The following is a 13,418-nucleotide window of genomic DNA, read 5'->3' as shown; positions in this document are numbered from 1 at the left end:
CCATTCTATGCCAGCCATTCTATGCTTTCGCTATATAGGTGATAATCCGCTAAAATGGAAAACCGTCTTTGCTATATGGCAATAATGTAATGAACCTTCACTCACTCAGCTTTGATGGCATTGTCGAATTCGTAACAGTCGCCGATGCTAAAGGATTCAGCGAGGCAGCGCGTCGCTTGAACTGTTCGGTCAGCCATGTTTCTCGTCAAGTGTCTCGATTAGAACAGCGACTAGGAACGGCGCTGTTTGCGCGATCGACACGCTCGGTAAAGCTGACGGAAACGGGGCAGCAATATTATCTGCAATGCCAAGAGCTTGTTAGCGGGCTTGATCAAGCCAATGAGAGGGTGACGGGTACGCAGTTTGATTTGCAAGGTACGCTGCGCATTAGCATGGCGGGATCTTTTGCTGAGCAATTTGTCGCCCCTGCGCTGGTAACATTCGCCAAACAGCACCCTAAGCTGACGGTCGAAGTGGATTTCAGCAGTCGCCATGTGAATTTTGTGGAAGACGGTATCGACTTCGCGATTCGCTATGGTCGATTGCAAGATTCAGGGCTGGTGGCGAGAAAGCTCGCTGATCGCAGTCTAATGGCGGTGGCCTCGCCAGATTACCTGTTGAAACACGGCGAACCCAACCACCCCAAAGCGTTGGCACAACATTCGTGCTTAATCACCAACAACGACACTTGGTTGTTTGAACATGATGGCAAAGAGATGCTTGTGAAGGTGTCTGGGCGTTTTCGATGCAACAACGCCAATGCCTTGGTGGAGGCGTGTAAAGGTGGGTTGGGGATTGGTTATATGCCAAAAAGCAGTTTCCAGCAGGCAATGAATGAGGGCGAACTGGTTCCTGTTCTCGCGCCTTTTTGGACACGAAAAATCACCTCTTGGGTGGTGTATCAAAACCGTAAGTTCTTGCCACTCAAAGCGCGTCTCGCTATCGACCATTTGTTGACGCACTTTGAAGGGTGGCAGGAATAACAGGTTCGACGTTAAGGGGAGCGTTCAATAACCCCTGTTGACCTAGTGATCTTGAATACAGAAACGGCCAACAATAATGCTGACCGTTTCGGCTTGGTGCGATTTATTCGTTACTTCGACAGTTCTTTGGCCGTGTCAACAAAGATGCCTTGAATGTCTTTCGCTTCGCGCTCTGTTTGGCCGCCATGTTTGATGAACGCATCAATGATTGCCTGTGTTTTATTCTCTTTCGCACGCTCCAAGAAATATCGTAACTCCATTTCCGCACCCGCATTTTCATCAATGATGGAAGCGTGAATGATCTCTTTGTACATCACGATATCGCGTACTTCTAATGTGCTGACCACACTCAGTATCATCGCTAAGAAACTATCTAATTCCGCTTTAGGTACATACTGCGTAATGATGTTTAATGCTTCGGCTTGTTGCGCCGAGAAATCATTCCCGAGTAACAATGCTTGCAGGGCTTTGTTTTTGCCCATGCGTCGTGCATATTGCACCGCTCCTTGACCGCCGGTTGGAATGTTCACATGAATTTCTGGCTGCGCAAACGCTGCGTTTTCAGTGGCGTACGCTAAATCACATGCCATCACAAATTCGTCGCCGCCCCCACGCGCTACACCATCAACCACTGCAATCGAAAGCTGTTTCATCTTTTTGATGTTGGTAATCATGTGGTTGAATTCAATCGACGCTGCTTGACCGCCTTGCGTACCGTTGATGACATGCAGATCCAAATGCGCCAAAAAGAAGGTCTCATGAAGCGATTTAAATACCACGATCTTCGTTTCGCGGTCGTCTTCAAGTGAGAGCACAAACGCGTTGATTTCATTGATTAAGTCAATCGTCAAAACGTTCACTGGCGGATTGTTAATGGTGACTGTCGCTACGCCGTTTTCATGAGTTATCGCAATCGTGTTCATGGGTCTTCCTCATTCGGATAATCGCGCCTTGTCAGCGCTTTGAATAATGTGAATCTCTCAATGTGGAGCCACTATAGATTCGTTTGAGATGACAAAAAATACGCAAATTGGCATATAATTGATGCCAAAAATGCACCAAAGGATTCAAATGGATTTCTCAAGTCGATTATTGTTACTGCTTGAAGTCGTAGAGCTCGGCTCTTTTACCAAGGTCTCCGACCAAAGAAACGTCGACAGGTCAGTGATCTCAAAACACATTACCCGATTGGAACGGGAGCTTGGTGTCAGGTTGTTGAACCGAACAACACGCTCGCTTTCCTTAACTGCGGCGGGCAATGAAATGATGAACCAAGCAAAGGCATTACGAGCGTTATTAAATGAGACACATCGGCTTGCGCAAAATTATCACGCTGAACCGAAGGGGCTCTTGCGAGTCAGCAGCACGACATTGTTTGGTCGCCAATTCGTGCAACAAGCCGTGGTGGCTTTTCAGAAACGCTACCCAGAGGTAGATATTGAATTGCGTTTAGATGATCGCGTGGTAGATATCGTCGGTGAAGGGTTCGATATTGGTATTCGTGTCGGCAAGCCGAAAAACTCTCGCCTAGTCATCAGAAAGATAGCTCGCGATAGACTTTTGATTGTCGCTTCTCCGGCGTTTATTGAAACACACGGAACGATCAATACCGTCGAGCAGCTGGAAGCGCTTCCTGCCGCTGTTTACGCCGCCCCTGGTTTGTTACTCGACACATTCGGTTACCGCGATAGCCAACAAGAACACCAGCATTTGAAACTGAATGTCGCGTACAGAGTGAACGATGTGGAGCTAATAAAGAAAGCCGCCGTTGCGGGAAACATGCTCGCCGTTGTTACTGCTCAGATGATTGAAAATGAGGTGCTAGATGGCCGATTAGTTCCCATCATGACGACGCTTCACCTTGATGATTTCGGCAGCTTTTTTGCGGTCTACCCCCATCGTGATGCTCCGATCAAAACCACGTTGTTCATCGATACGTTAAAAACTATCGTGGGCCAAGAAGTGCCTACGTGGGAACACAATATTCCTAACTTTAGTGCGCTATATGGTGGGTCGAAATAACGCGAACATCTTGCGTATAGAGTGAGCCGACACGGAATTCCCCGTGTCGGCAAAGAGCTGTCTCGACGGGCTAACCTAACACTTCGATGCGACAGCATACGCCTGCTCTTTTTCCGCCAAAAACCGAGCCAGTAATAGCGTCAAATTGGCTCTGCGTGACTTGTCCGGCCAAACGGCGTAACAACCTACAGGGCTGAGTGTCCAATCAGGTAAGAGCTGGACAAGTTCACCCGACACCAAGCCTGATTTGGCGAGGTGAAGCGGTAAAACACTAATCCCGACGTTTTGACGCACAAAGTGGAACAGAGCGTCGATGCTGTCTACCTGCAGGCGAGAGTGGTTAAAAGACATCACTGATTTTTTGTCTGCTGATGAAAACTCAATGTTTTCATTGCGCTGTTTGTAGCTGATCCACTCCCAATCGCTGAGGTCTTCAGGCTTGGTTGGTTTAGGGCGAGACGCCGCATACTTAGCCCCCGCAACAAGAACCCGTTCAAACTCTCCTAACTTGCGTGCAACCATTGAACTGTCATCTAGCCAGCCAATACGGATATTGAGATCAAACCCGCTTTCGACTAACCCCACGAGATGATCGGTGTAAGAAACCGACAAGCTAACACGTGGATATTCACGAATAAAATCAGCAAGAAAAGTGGATATGTGGGAAGAGGACATGTAGGCAGGGAGAGATACATTCAATGCGCCGACTGGTTCTACCGATAAGGCATTAAGCTCATTCAGGCCCATTTCCGCATTGCGCAGCATGTCCACCACTCGCGGATAAAACATACGCCCTTCATTCGTTAGCGAGATTTTTCGCGTGGTGCGATAAAGCAATGTGATCCCCAGATGGTCTTCGAGGTCAGACACGGTTTGGCTGACTCTTGACGGGGCGAGATTGAGATCCCTCGCTGCAGCGCGAAAAGAGCCTTCGTCTACCACCCGCGCAAAAATCGCCATGTGTTTAAGATAATGAATCATTGTTCTGCTCAGCGGAATTATGTCTTCTTATAATGCAGGATAACAGAATCAATGGGATTGCTGTAGATTTCTCCTAAGCCGAAATGGCGTGATTTAACGTAAAGGGAGAGACCATGAGATCGACGCGTACACCGGTACTATTCGCTGCATTCGCCACCACACTTTTTTCCGGCATTGCCAGTGCAGAAGGCCTTTATGCCACAGGATTGCTGGGGAAGAGCTATCAAGCAACAGATTCAGAACCTTATGGTAATAACATCGCACAAGATGCCGATTTTCCGGGTAAGTTCGATGCGGGTGACGGCACGGTCACGACTCTCGGGCTTGGGTACATCATTAACGAGCAATTTCGCGTAGAAACTCGCCTTGGCTATCGTGAAGGCAAGTTTAATAGCCAACGCGTCGGCACTGGCTCACGAGTAGGTGAAGAATATGCGCTTAACGGAAAACTCAAAAGCACCACGCTGACCCTTGAAGGCTTTTATGACGTGAACACAGGCACGGCATTTACGCCATACCTGAAAGCGGGTGTTGGTGTGGCGCGCAACGAATATTCGGCAAAGCTGGGTGGCGCTGGTGTTCAAGGCTTTTTCGATCAACTCGATGGTACGTCAGACGGCTTCTATGACGACTATGCAGATGAAACCTCCACGGAATTCACTTGGAATGTAGGTATCGGTACGAGTTACGCCATTACCGAGAAAATGAGCCTGATTGGCGAATATCAATTTGTCTCATTGGGTGATGCCAGTACGGGCCAAGATGATTTTACGGATGGCTTTCGCATCGACAATGCAACAGCACATGAAGTGCAGCTAGGTTTGCGTTACCTGTTCTAAGTAAATCGTCATCGGAGGCATGTCATGTGTACCAAAAGAAAAATCAGCGCGTTGTTTGCATTGTTCTTGAGCGCTTTGTTCATTAGGACAGCCTTCGCCGCGGAACTTGAACGTCTGCCAGCGCGAACCAGCCCAGTACCAGCTACCACCAATAGCGTGCCACACGTGCAATTGGGCGGGGAATCAAATCCTGCTTTTTTGGCAGAACTCATGACGCGTGTTTCACGGGTTCAAGGTATTGAAATTCGAGACACGATGATTTCCATGCCCGGCGCGAGCGGGTTCTGGGTTTCGGAGCATCTCGAATTGGCCAACCCTCAAGCAATCGTTGGCGGGCTCGAATTCGCGCACATGCACCCCGATGGTAGTTTGCATGCGTCGCTTTCTCCCACAAAAGCCAGCGAAGCAGTGAACGCGGGTTGGGCGACTTATCACCCTTGGGCGAAGAAACGAAAGGGCTGGGAAGGATTTGTCATGATTTACACCCCAACGACCGATGCAGAAGTCAATGTCGTCTATCAACTGGTGCTGGCTTCCTTTGATTATGTGACAGGACAAAAACTCTCGTCCCTCAAATAAAGGGCCTCACCTATCTATTTGTCATTTGTGCAGATTGTCACTTCCACTGATGAATACTGCCTTTTTTCTGGAGCAACCCATGACAGCGAAAAAAAACACATTCAACATGCCTTTGACTCTAGCCGCGACGCTATGCTTGGGTTTAACAGCCTGCAACAGCACGAGTATCGCGTTGACAGATTCCGACGTCGATTTTTCTAACTGCCGAGAGATTGCAGGAGGTATTGTCGTTTCAAAAGCCGACTTACAAGCGCAGGTGCCAGCGGGGGTCACTGTCAATAGCCTCACCGATATGGGTTTTGTGTTCGAAGGCTCGGACGATAGAGGGATGCTGATTGTGCGTTCGCTTGCGTGCGAAGCCATTCAAGTCACCGATACGAACGGCAACATCCGCACCGACGAAAACGTTGCGTTTGCACATGTCGGTACACCCATCAATGTTGCCAATTTCCCCGCGACTACGTATTCAAACGACAGCGTTAACGGTGCGGATTTCAATATTTATGCGCTGAGTTATCAGACGTCTTCCCCTGCGTATTTTGGCGCAATGAAGCGAGCAGGCTTACAAAACATCGCGTTGAACGAAGCCATCGTCAATAATCTGGAAGACACAGACCCTAACGTGTGCAACACGGCTAATTTAATGGTGAACGTACCCGGAAATAGCGAGTATGCGTTTGGTATTTCGGGAGAGGTTGTCGAAGCCACGGCAGATTGCCACGTCGGTGGTACGGATTTCATTGCTAACTGGTGGTCTGTGGATGGCAGCAATCAGGTGACAGCATTGAGTAATACCGTTATGGACCAAACCTTTACCGACACTGCGGGACCCAATGTCATCGTGGTTACCAATGAAGGCACCACAATGAATGATCTCATTGGTGCAAATAGCAGCGCATTTACCGGCTTTTCGGGCAGTGGTTACATTCCGTCTGAAGGCCTTGGTAACACAGACATGGTCGCTGAAGCGTTAGGTGAATTAGACTAACTGATATTTTCGAGTGGGTACAAAATTTACCTCTCACGTACGCGTCAAAGAAAAAGGGACAACGTTTTCGTTGTCCCTTTTTTGTGTTGCTTAGAAAATCTAAAACACGTCGCGTTCTACAAACCCAACGTGTTCGCGATGCGTTGACCGTAGTCTGCATCGGCGTTGCTGAAGTGCTCGGTCATTTTGCGTTGAACATCTTCAGAAGCTTGAGACAGCGAACCGCAGATGGTTTCAATCAGACGCGCTTTTTCATCTTCGCTGAACAAGCGGTATAGGTTACCTGCTTGTGCAAAGTCGTCTTGGTTGTAGCGGCTGTAACGGTCTGCTTCGCCGTCTAAACGCATTGGTGGTTCTTTAAATTCAGTGGCTTCAACCAAATCATCTTGTTGGTTAGGGCCAAAGTTTGGTGACGCATTTTGACCTGTCTGATGACCAGAGTAAGGGCATTGCGTGCCTGCCATCGCGCCAGCACGTTGGTAATGATTTGCCTGTGTGGCATGCGGGCAGTTTACGGGTAGGTGGTTGTAGTTTGCACCTAAACGGTAACGCTGAGCATCCGCGTACGCGAACAGACGCGCTTGCAGCATCTTGTCTGGAGACGCACCAACACCTGGAACCAAGTTGCTTGGCGCTAACGCCACTTGCTCAACTTCAGCGAAGTAGTTCTCTGGTAAACGGTTAAGTTCTAACTCACCGATTTCAATCAATGGGTAGTCGCTGTGCGGCCATACCTTTGTCAGATCGAACGGGTTGATGTGATAGGTGTTCGCATCCGCTTCCGGCATGATTTGAACGTTCACGCTCCAACGCGGGAAGTGACCGTCTTGAATAGCCAAAACCAAATCACGCTGGCTTGAATCTGGGTCAATACCGCGCAGAATCGCTGCTTGATCATTGGTCAAGTTCACTACGCCTTGTTGGCTCTTGAAGTGGAACTTCACCCAAAAGCGCTCACCTTTGTTGTTCCAAAGAGAGTAGGTGTGTGAACCATAGCCGTGCATTTGACGATAGTTCGCAGGAATGCCGCGATCAGACATTAGCACCGTCACTTGGTGCATACATTCTGGGTTTAACGACCAGAATTCCCACATGGCCTGAGCATCTTTCAGGTTGGTATGAGGGTTACGTTTTTGAGTGTGGATGAAATCTGGGAATTTAATACCGTCACGCAGGAAAAACGTTGGCGTGTTGTTGCCGACGATATCGTGGTTACCACGTTGGGTGTAAAAACGAAGGCCAAAACCGCGTGGGTCTCGCTCTGCGTCCGCCGAGCCCATTTCGCCACCCACCGTTGAAAAGCGAACGAACGTTTCTGTTTGTTTGCCTTCGCCGTTGAAATGATCAGCCAGTGTGAATTCAGCCAGATCACGGGTCAGCGTGAATGTACCGTATGCACCAGTGCCTTTGGCGTGAACAATACGCTCTGGAATTCGCTCGCGGTTAAAATGCGCTAGCTTCTCGATAAGATGCCAATCTTGCAACAATACTGGGCCGCGCTCTCCGGCGGTCAGTGAGTTTTGATCATCGGCAACAGGTGCGCCATTCTGGCTGGTGAGGTAACGTGTATTTTCCATTTCTTTCCCTAAACATGTTCATGCTCGATGCACAAACAAGAATCAATATCATTCCAGTATGGAGGGTTATAAACGAATATTGGTTTTTAATATTGATTTAAATCATATTAATAGTGATAGATGTTATCTGGGTGAATTTTGATTGGGGGATATGTTGGATCTGCGTACAGGTGTTGTATGGGGTTTTAGCGTATGAGCGGACAGGAAAACCTAACAGAGTATTCAAGCTGACGCGATGAAACCTTGGTAACGCTTCCATGTTTCAACCTGGTTCATTATGGTAACCTTGGGTCAGGTGCTAACCTGTGTACTTTAAGTGACCTGTATGTCTGACAAGAGAATTGAATCGTGAACAGCGAAGTGAAAATCGACGTTAAAGGCCGTAAAAGTGTGGTCAACACGTGTACTGAACCCTGTGCCATCGAAAAGGGCATGCGTCTAATTGGTGGAAAATGGAAGGGGACGCTGATTTACCACCTGAAAGACGGACCCGTACGATTTAATGATTTGGCCCGTTTGCTCGGCGGGGCGAGTAAAAAAATGATCGACCAGCGCTTGAAAGAGCTGGAAGCAGAAGACATGGTCGTGCGTAAAGTGATCAGTGATCGCCCCATTGCGGTCAGCTATGAATTGACCGAATTTGGTCGTAGTGCTTTGAAAATACTTGATGATTTGAGAGTGTGGTCCGAGCAGCATCGAATTCAACTTCGAAAATAAAACCTGTTGTCGTCGGTTTGACATGCAGGAACATCACCATCTTTCTATTCTTCTAACGTGTCCCTTTCTGAACAGTTTCTTTCTGAGGTGACGCTGTCGGCGCCTCAATAGCGTATTTTTTCGCTCTTGCCTGTGCGTTCACTGGTATGCGTCTTATTGCATTGTAGTCGCAATGAGATGCATATCCTTTGAGTGGGAACTCACTTTTATTGCTTTTCAAAACCTAAGAACCGTGCACTAGACACGCTTCAATATATTGAAATTAACCGTTCGGCAACCAATACTTAACACTCATTCACTTGGATGGTTGTAGTGTGAGAATTCTCATTGTCGAAGATGACAAGTTGATCAGCGAAGCTATTGAACAGCGGTTTATCAAACAAGGTCATGGTGTAGATTGCGCGTACGATGGCAACATGGCGTATGCCATGGTCAGCCAAACTGAGTTCGATTTGGTGATCCTCGATCTGAATTTGCCCCATCGTTCTGGTGAGCAAATCGCTAAGAAAATTCGCCATGTTTCTGACACGCCTATCTTGGTGTTAACCGCGCGTACTGAAGTACATGATCGCATTCACCTTCTTGATCTTGGTGCTGATGATTACATCACTAAACCGTTTGATTTTGGCGAGCTTGAAGCCCGTTGTCGTGCTGTGGTTCGTCGTCGGCATGGCACGGGAAAGAGTACGCTTCAAGTTGGTGATATTGAATTCGATCAGGCAAGTTGTCGCGTGTTTGTTAAGGGCGAAGAAATCGCGCTGAAGCAACGAGAGTTGCGGTTGCTCGAGATATTTCTCAGCCATACAAACCGGGTGATGAGCAAAGAGGAAATCATCGATCATCTGTATGGTTTTGATGACACGCCGAACCTGAATGCTATTGAAACCTACGTCGCTCGCCTTCGAAAAGCGCTCATAAGCAGCGATGTCGAGATTAAAACCCTTCGTGGGCTCGGTTACATTATCGACATGCAGAGCTAGTCGTGACGACAATAAAACGCCGCATTCCGTTTTTACCGTTTCGACGTTTTCACTGGTCGAGCAAAAGCCTTCGTTTCCAGCTTCTCTCGACGTCATTTGCTTTGCTTCTTGCTGTCAGTATTCTCACCCTTTGGGCGGCAAGTCGATACGCTCATCATACGGCGCAGTTGTCTTATGACCGTTCGCTGTCCAGTTCCGCGGTCCAAATCCTTGATAATGTTCGCTACGTGAATTTGAATTGGAGTGTGGATATTCCAATATCGGCATTCAAAGTGTTGGCGCAATCCCCGCAAGATCGTGTCTTTTATCTGGTTGTCGCCGAGAGTTTTGATGTGGTGACAGGGTATGATGATTTGGCAGAGCACTCTGTTATTCGCCAGAAAATTTTAAGCTATCAAAGCCAGTTAGAGCCTAAAGCTGACTACTTTGATGTGTTGTACAAGGGGGATGATTTTAGATTTTCTTTGGTGAGTAATTCCATTAACACACCGAGTGGTTTGCGAGAAGTTTATGTTCTTGTCGGGCAGACCCTGAATTCCCGCTTATTGCTTGAAAAAGAAATCACGTTTCAGGCACAAAAACTTGTGGCCATGGTGATTATCAGTGCCTTGCTTCTCATCCTTCTTTCTACGTGGAAAATTATTCGCCCTATACGGGATATCAACCGGAAGATAGCCAAGCGTTCGACGGTTGACCTGACCCCAATCGGGCATCAAGGCCCTCAAGAAATTGATCATTTGATCACCACCATTAATCGGTTTATGGGGCAATTAGATACGACACTGGGTAACTTAAAAAACTTTACCAGTGAAGCCGCCCATCAGCTCAAAACGCCTCTGGCGGGTTTGAAGGCACACGCTGAACTTGCTTTGAACAGCAGCAATGATCCTGAGACAAAACAACACCTCGTCACGGTCTTGACGGCGTGTAATCTGCTTGATCGAACCATTAGCCAACTCTTGAATCAGGCGACGATTACTCATCGGCATCGCAGTATGGCGCCGGGCATTATTCATTTCAACGATACGGTCAAAAACATCTGTCGTGATTTGGCGATAAATGCGCTATCGCGTGATATCGAGTTGAGCTATCAAGACTCGGTTGATGTGGTCATTTATGGTGATGATTTCGCACTTGCCCAAATGCTCATTAATCTGATTGAAAATGCGGTCAAATATAGCCCTGATCACAGCAAGATCGACATTCTCATTAATCAGGATGTGGGAAATATCGTCCTGGCTATTGAAGATCATGGACAGGGTATTGCGGACCAAGATAAACCCCATGTGTTCGAGCGTTTCTATAGAAGCTCCAATAACATCAGCCAAGGTACGGGTTTAGGCATGGCGATCGCTCTCGAAGTAGCGCGAAATTTTAATGCTGAACTCTCGCTGGAAGACACGCAACCTACTGGTCTTACGGTGAAAGTCGTGTTCCCGTATGGACATTGGAGGAAGCGATGATACGACGATATGTTGTTGGCTTGATAGGGATTGCGTTTTTCACGCTCGGCGCTGTGTCGGCGCAAGAAGGGGATGGCTTTACCCGAAAAGCGATTAGCATTTATGCTGCTGCCTATTTGTCAGAAATGCAGCCACTGTTAGATGATTTTCAACGGCGTCATCCGTCTATTCTAATTGAATACCAAGCCATCAGTAGCAATGATCTTGATAGGCACATACGCGAACATATTGAGCCCAAACCAGACATCACTATTAGTTCTGTTATGGACTTGCAGTTTAGGTTAGTTAACGATGGTTTTGCGCTTCCTCACTCGCCCCCCACCAGCCATATTCCGAATCAGACCAACCATTTACCGACATGGGCGGTATGGCGTGATGAGCTTTATGGATTTAGTTACGAACCTGCGGTGATCGTGCTTAACAAAGCCTTCATGCGAGACAAAGTTGTACCAAAGAATCGTGTCGAGTTATTGAGCTTTATTCGTCGCTACGGCAATGAACTGAATGGAAAAATGGGAACGTTTGATATTCGTCGGGTGGGTATCGGCTATTTGCTTTGGTCATTTGAGCGTATTCAGGCGACTAATTATGGTCAGATTCTGGAGCTGTTCAAAATTCATAATGTACGCACCTTTCCAAGCTCCGCATCCATGTTGACAGCCCTACACGAAAACGAAATCCTTCTCGCTTATAACATCATGGGCTCTTACGCCAAATCGTGGGCGGAAAAGTATGATGACGTCATTATTGTTGCTGCTGAAGATTATACGCCCGTTGTGATTCGCTCGGCGTTTATCAATAAAACGACTGAGAACCCAAATGATGCAAAACTGTTCATGAATTATTTGGTTTCGCTGGCTGGACAACGACTGATGGCAGAGCAAACCAATATGCCGCCAATTCGAACTGATATCGACAGCCCAAAATCAGCCAATGCGATGCGTGAGGTGTTGATTGATCAACTAAAACCCATCCCCTTGGATGTCACCTTGCTGGTGAGCTCTGACCCTAACAAGCGTGAAATCGTGATCACGGAATGGGAAAACGCACTCAAAGAGCTTGAGTAGGCTCATTTCATCGCGACATACGGTGACAGCGTACTGACAGTTTCACCTCATACCCTTTAGCCACATAAATGGAGAAACGTGGCTAAGGAGTTGAATAGTGGAAAGATCAACAAGCATTCCTTGTATGCTGATCAGGGGTGGCACGTCAAAAGGAGCATATTTTCTGGCAAGTGATTTACCAGAAAATGAGCAACAGCGTGACGATGTGTTGATCCACGTGATGGGCTCTGGCGACCCGCAACAAATTAACGGTATTGGTGGCGGTACATCGTTGACTAGCAAAGTGGCCATCGTTTCAAAAAGCGCTTTTGATAATGTCGATCTCGATTATTTGTTTGCACAAGTAGGAGTAGAAGATCGTGTTGTGGATACCAAGCCGTCATGTGGAAATATCCTCTCGGGCATTCTGATCTTTGGTGATGAAAAGGGTCTGATTACATTGCAAGACCCCGAAACCACCATCCGAGTCCGTAACATTAATACCAATACGATTATTGAAGTTACCGCTGAAACACCCAATGGAAAAGTGAAGCTGGAAGGAAACATAAAAATTGATGGCGTGCCTGAAACGGGGTCGCCAATTCTACTCAATTTTCTGAATGTCGGAGGTGCCAAAACGGGAAAACTGTTCCCGACTGGGCGTTTTAAAGATGATATTCAAGGCGTCACTGTGAGCTGTATTGATGCGTCTGTGCCCATGGTTCATATTCCCGCGAAGGGGATGGGAAAAACCGGTTATGAAACTAAAACTGAGCTTGATGCCGACGCCGAATTTCTGCAAAAACTGGAATCCATTCGCCGAGAAGCCGGCGAGAGAATGGGGCTAGGGGATGTCAGTAACAGCGTCATTCCCAAAGTATCCCTTGTCGCGCCGCCCGCTAATGGCGGAAACATTACATCGCGTTATTTTGTTCCCCATAATTGTCACACCAGCCATGCAGTGACAGGTGCTATTTGTGTGGCGGTCTCGACCATGCTACCGGGCACTGTCGCTTATGAAGCCGCACGAAACCTAAAGTCGAACCAGATAGAAATCGAACATCCGGCAGGAAAAATCGCGGTGAGTGTGGTGATTGAAGCTAACGACGAAGAGCCACAGATCAGGCAAGCCGCACTTGTACGAACAGCAAGACCATTGTTTAAAGGCGATGCCTACTACTGATCTTGTGCCTTATCGAATTTTCCCCTTGTTTTCGATATTTCGTCATCACACTGATTCGTC

Annotated in this window: 12 protein-coding genes and 1 pseudogene; 10 read left to right on the top strand and 3 right to left on the bottom strand. The window is 47.6% G+C overall.

Annotated features, from left to right (window positions below):
- Window positions 1-89: 89 nt before the first annotated feature.
- Complete coding sequence (locus A1OO_RS16275) at window positions 90-983, top strand: LysR family transcriptional regulator (RefSeq protein WP_017003694.1); 894 nt, start codon at window positions 90-92, stop codon at window positions 981-983.
- 110 nt (window positions 984-1,093) lie between these two features.
- Here the strand turns inward: A1OO_RS16275 and A1OO_RS16270 are convergent, their stop codons facing one another.
- Complete coding sequence (locus tag A1OO_RS16270; protein ID WP_016958874.1) at window positions 1,094-1,906, bottom strand: enoyl-CoA hydratase/isomerase family protein; 813 nt, start codon at window positions 1,904-1,906, stop codon at window positions 1,094-1,096.
- 148 nt (window positions 1,907-2,054) lie between these two features.
- On the opposite strand from A1OO_RS16270, the gene A1OO_RS16265 reads away from it, so the two are divergent.
- Window positions 2,055-3,005: a LysR family transcriptional regulator gene (locus A1OO_RS16265; protein WP_016958873.1), complete on the top strand. Its 951-nt coding sequence runs from the start codon at window positions 2,055-2,057 to the stop codon at window positions 3,003-3,005.
- A gap of 75 nt (window positions 3,006-3,080) precedes the next feature.
- Here A1OO_RS16265 and A1OO_RS16260 read toward each other — a convergent pair whose 3' ends face one another.
- On the bottom strand, window positions 3,081-3,986 hold the full coding sequence (locus A1OO_RS16260) for a LysR family transcriptional regulator (protein WP_016958872.1): 906 nt from the start codon (window positions 3,984-3,986) through the stop codon (window positions 3,081-3,083).
- 113 nt (window positions 3,987-4,099) lie between these two features.
- On the opposite strand from A1OO_RS16260, the pseudogene A1OO_RS16255 reads away from it, so the two are divergent.
- The 3 genes and pseudogenes from A1OO_RS16255 to A1OO_RS16245 all read left to right on the top strand — a co-directional run.
- Window positions 4,100-4,762, top strand: a pseudogene (locus tag A1OO_RS16255) (outer membrane protein); the annotation flags it as partial.
- Between the two features lie 87 nt (window positions 4,763-4,849).
- Complete coding sequence (locus tag A1OO_RS16250; protein WP_017003692.1) at window positions 4,850-5,404, top strand: luciferase family protein; 555 nt, start codon at window positions 4,850-4,852, stop codon at window positions 5,402-5,404.
- A 79-nt stretch (window positions 5,405-5,483) separates the two neighbouring features.
- On the top strand, window positions 5,484-6,392 hold the full coding sequence (locus A1OO_RS16245) for a hypothetical protein (RefSeq protein ID WP_017003691.1): 909 nt from the start codon (window positions 5,484-5,486) through the stop codon (window positions 6,390-6,392).
- A gap of 116 nt (window positions 6,393-6,508) precedes the next feature.
- Here A1OO_RS16245 and katB read toward each other — a convergent pair whose 3' ends face one another.
- The gene (gene katB, locus A1OO_RS16240; RefSeq protein WP_016958868.1) at window positions 6,509-7,969 is read right to left on the bottom strand and encodes a catalase KatB; all 1,461 of its coding nucleotides are present in this window, start codon (window positions 7,967-7,969) and stop codon (window positions 6,509-6,511) included.
- Between the two features lie 348 nt (window positions 7,970-8,317).
- Here katB and A1OO_RS16235 point away from each other — a divergent pair, with 348 nt between their 5' ends.
- From A1OO_RS16235 to A1OO_RS16215, 5 genes are all read left to right on the top strand, one after another.
- On the top strand, window positions 8,318-8,686 hold the full coding sequence (locus A1OO_RS16235; RefSeq protein ID WP_017003690.1) for a winged helix-turn-helix transcriptional regulator: 369 nt from the start codon (window positions 8,318-8,320) through the stop codon (window positions 8,684-8,686).
- A gap of 314 nt (window positions 8,687-9,000) precedes the next feature.
- Window positions 9,001-9,666 (top strand): response regulator transcription factor, encoded by a 666-nt coding sequence (locus A1OO_RS16230; protein WP_016958866.1) that lies wholly within the window; start codon window positions 9,001-9,003, stop codon window positions 9,664-9,666.
- Between the two features lie 2 nt (window positions 9,667-9,668).
- The gene (locus A1OO_RS16225; protein WP_016958865.1) at window positions 9,669-11,129 is read left to right on the top strand and encodes a sensor histidine kinase; all 1,461 of its coding nucleotides are present in this window, start codon (window positions 9,669-9,671) and stop codon (window positions 11,127-11,129) included.
- Complete coding sequence (locus A1OO_RS16220) at window positions 11,126-12,196, top strand: ABC transporter substrate-binding protein (protein ID WP_017003689.1); 1,071 nt, start codon at window positions 11,126-11,128, stop codon at window positions 12,194-12,196. Before A1OO_RS16225 ends, A1OO_RS16220 begins: the two co-directional genes overlap by 4 nt.
- A gap of 97 nt (window positions 12,197-12,293) precedes the next feature.
- The gene (locus A1OO_RS16215; RefSeq protein ID WP_139128077.1) at window positions 12,294-13,358 is read left to right on the top strand and encodes a 4-oxalomesaconate tautomerase; all 1,065 of its coding nucleotides are present in this window, start codon (window positions 12,294-12,296) and stop codon (window positions 13,356-13,358) included.
- Window positions 13,359-13,418 lie beyond the last annotated feature (60 nt).

The organism is Enterovibrio norvegicus FF-33 (assembly GCF_000286835.2).
Lineage (GTDB): Bacteria > Pseudomonadota > Gammaproteobacteria > Enterobacterales > Vibrionaceae > Enterovibrio > Enterovibrio norvegicus_A.
This window is presented reverse-complemented; position numbering and strand designations above follow the sequence as displayed.

What these genes read in the sequence shown, in the direction of transcription:
- A1OO_RS16275 (WP_017003694.1), top strand. Translation starts at nt 90, where the DNA reads ATGAACCTTCACTCACTCAGCTTTGATGGCATTGTCGAATTCGTAACA.
- katB (WP_016958868.1), bottom strand. Translation starts at nt 7,969, where the DNA reads ATGGAAAATACACGTTACCTCACCAGCCAGAATGGCGCACCTGTTGCC.
- A1OO_RS16220 (WP_017003689.1), top strand. Translation starts at nt 11,126, where the DNA reads ATGATACGACGATATGTTGTTGGCTTGATAGGGATTGCGTTTTTCACG.
- A1OO_RS16250 (WP_017003692.1), top strand. Translation starts at nt 4,850, where the DNA reads ATGTGTACCAAAAGAAAAATCAGCGCGTTGTTTGCATTGTTCTTGAGC.
- A1OO_RS16245 (WP_017003691.1), top strand. Translation starts at nt 5,484, where the DNA reads ATGACAGCGAAAAAAAACACATTCAACATGCCTTTGACTCTAGCCGCG.
- A1OO_RS16265 (WP_016958873.1), top strand. Translation starts at nt 2,055, where the DNA reads ATGGATTTCTCAAGTCGATTATTGTTACTGCTTGAAGTCGTAGAGCTC.
- A1OO_RS16260 (WP_016958872.1), bottom strand. Translation starts at nt 3,986, where the DNA reads ATGATTCATTATCTTAAACACATGGCGATTTTTGCGCGGGTGGTAGAC.
- A1OO_RS16270 (WP_016958874.1), bottom strand. Translation starts at nt 1,906, where the DNA reads ATGAACACGATTGCGATAACTCATGAAAACGGCGTAGCGACAGTCACC.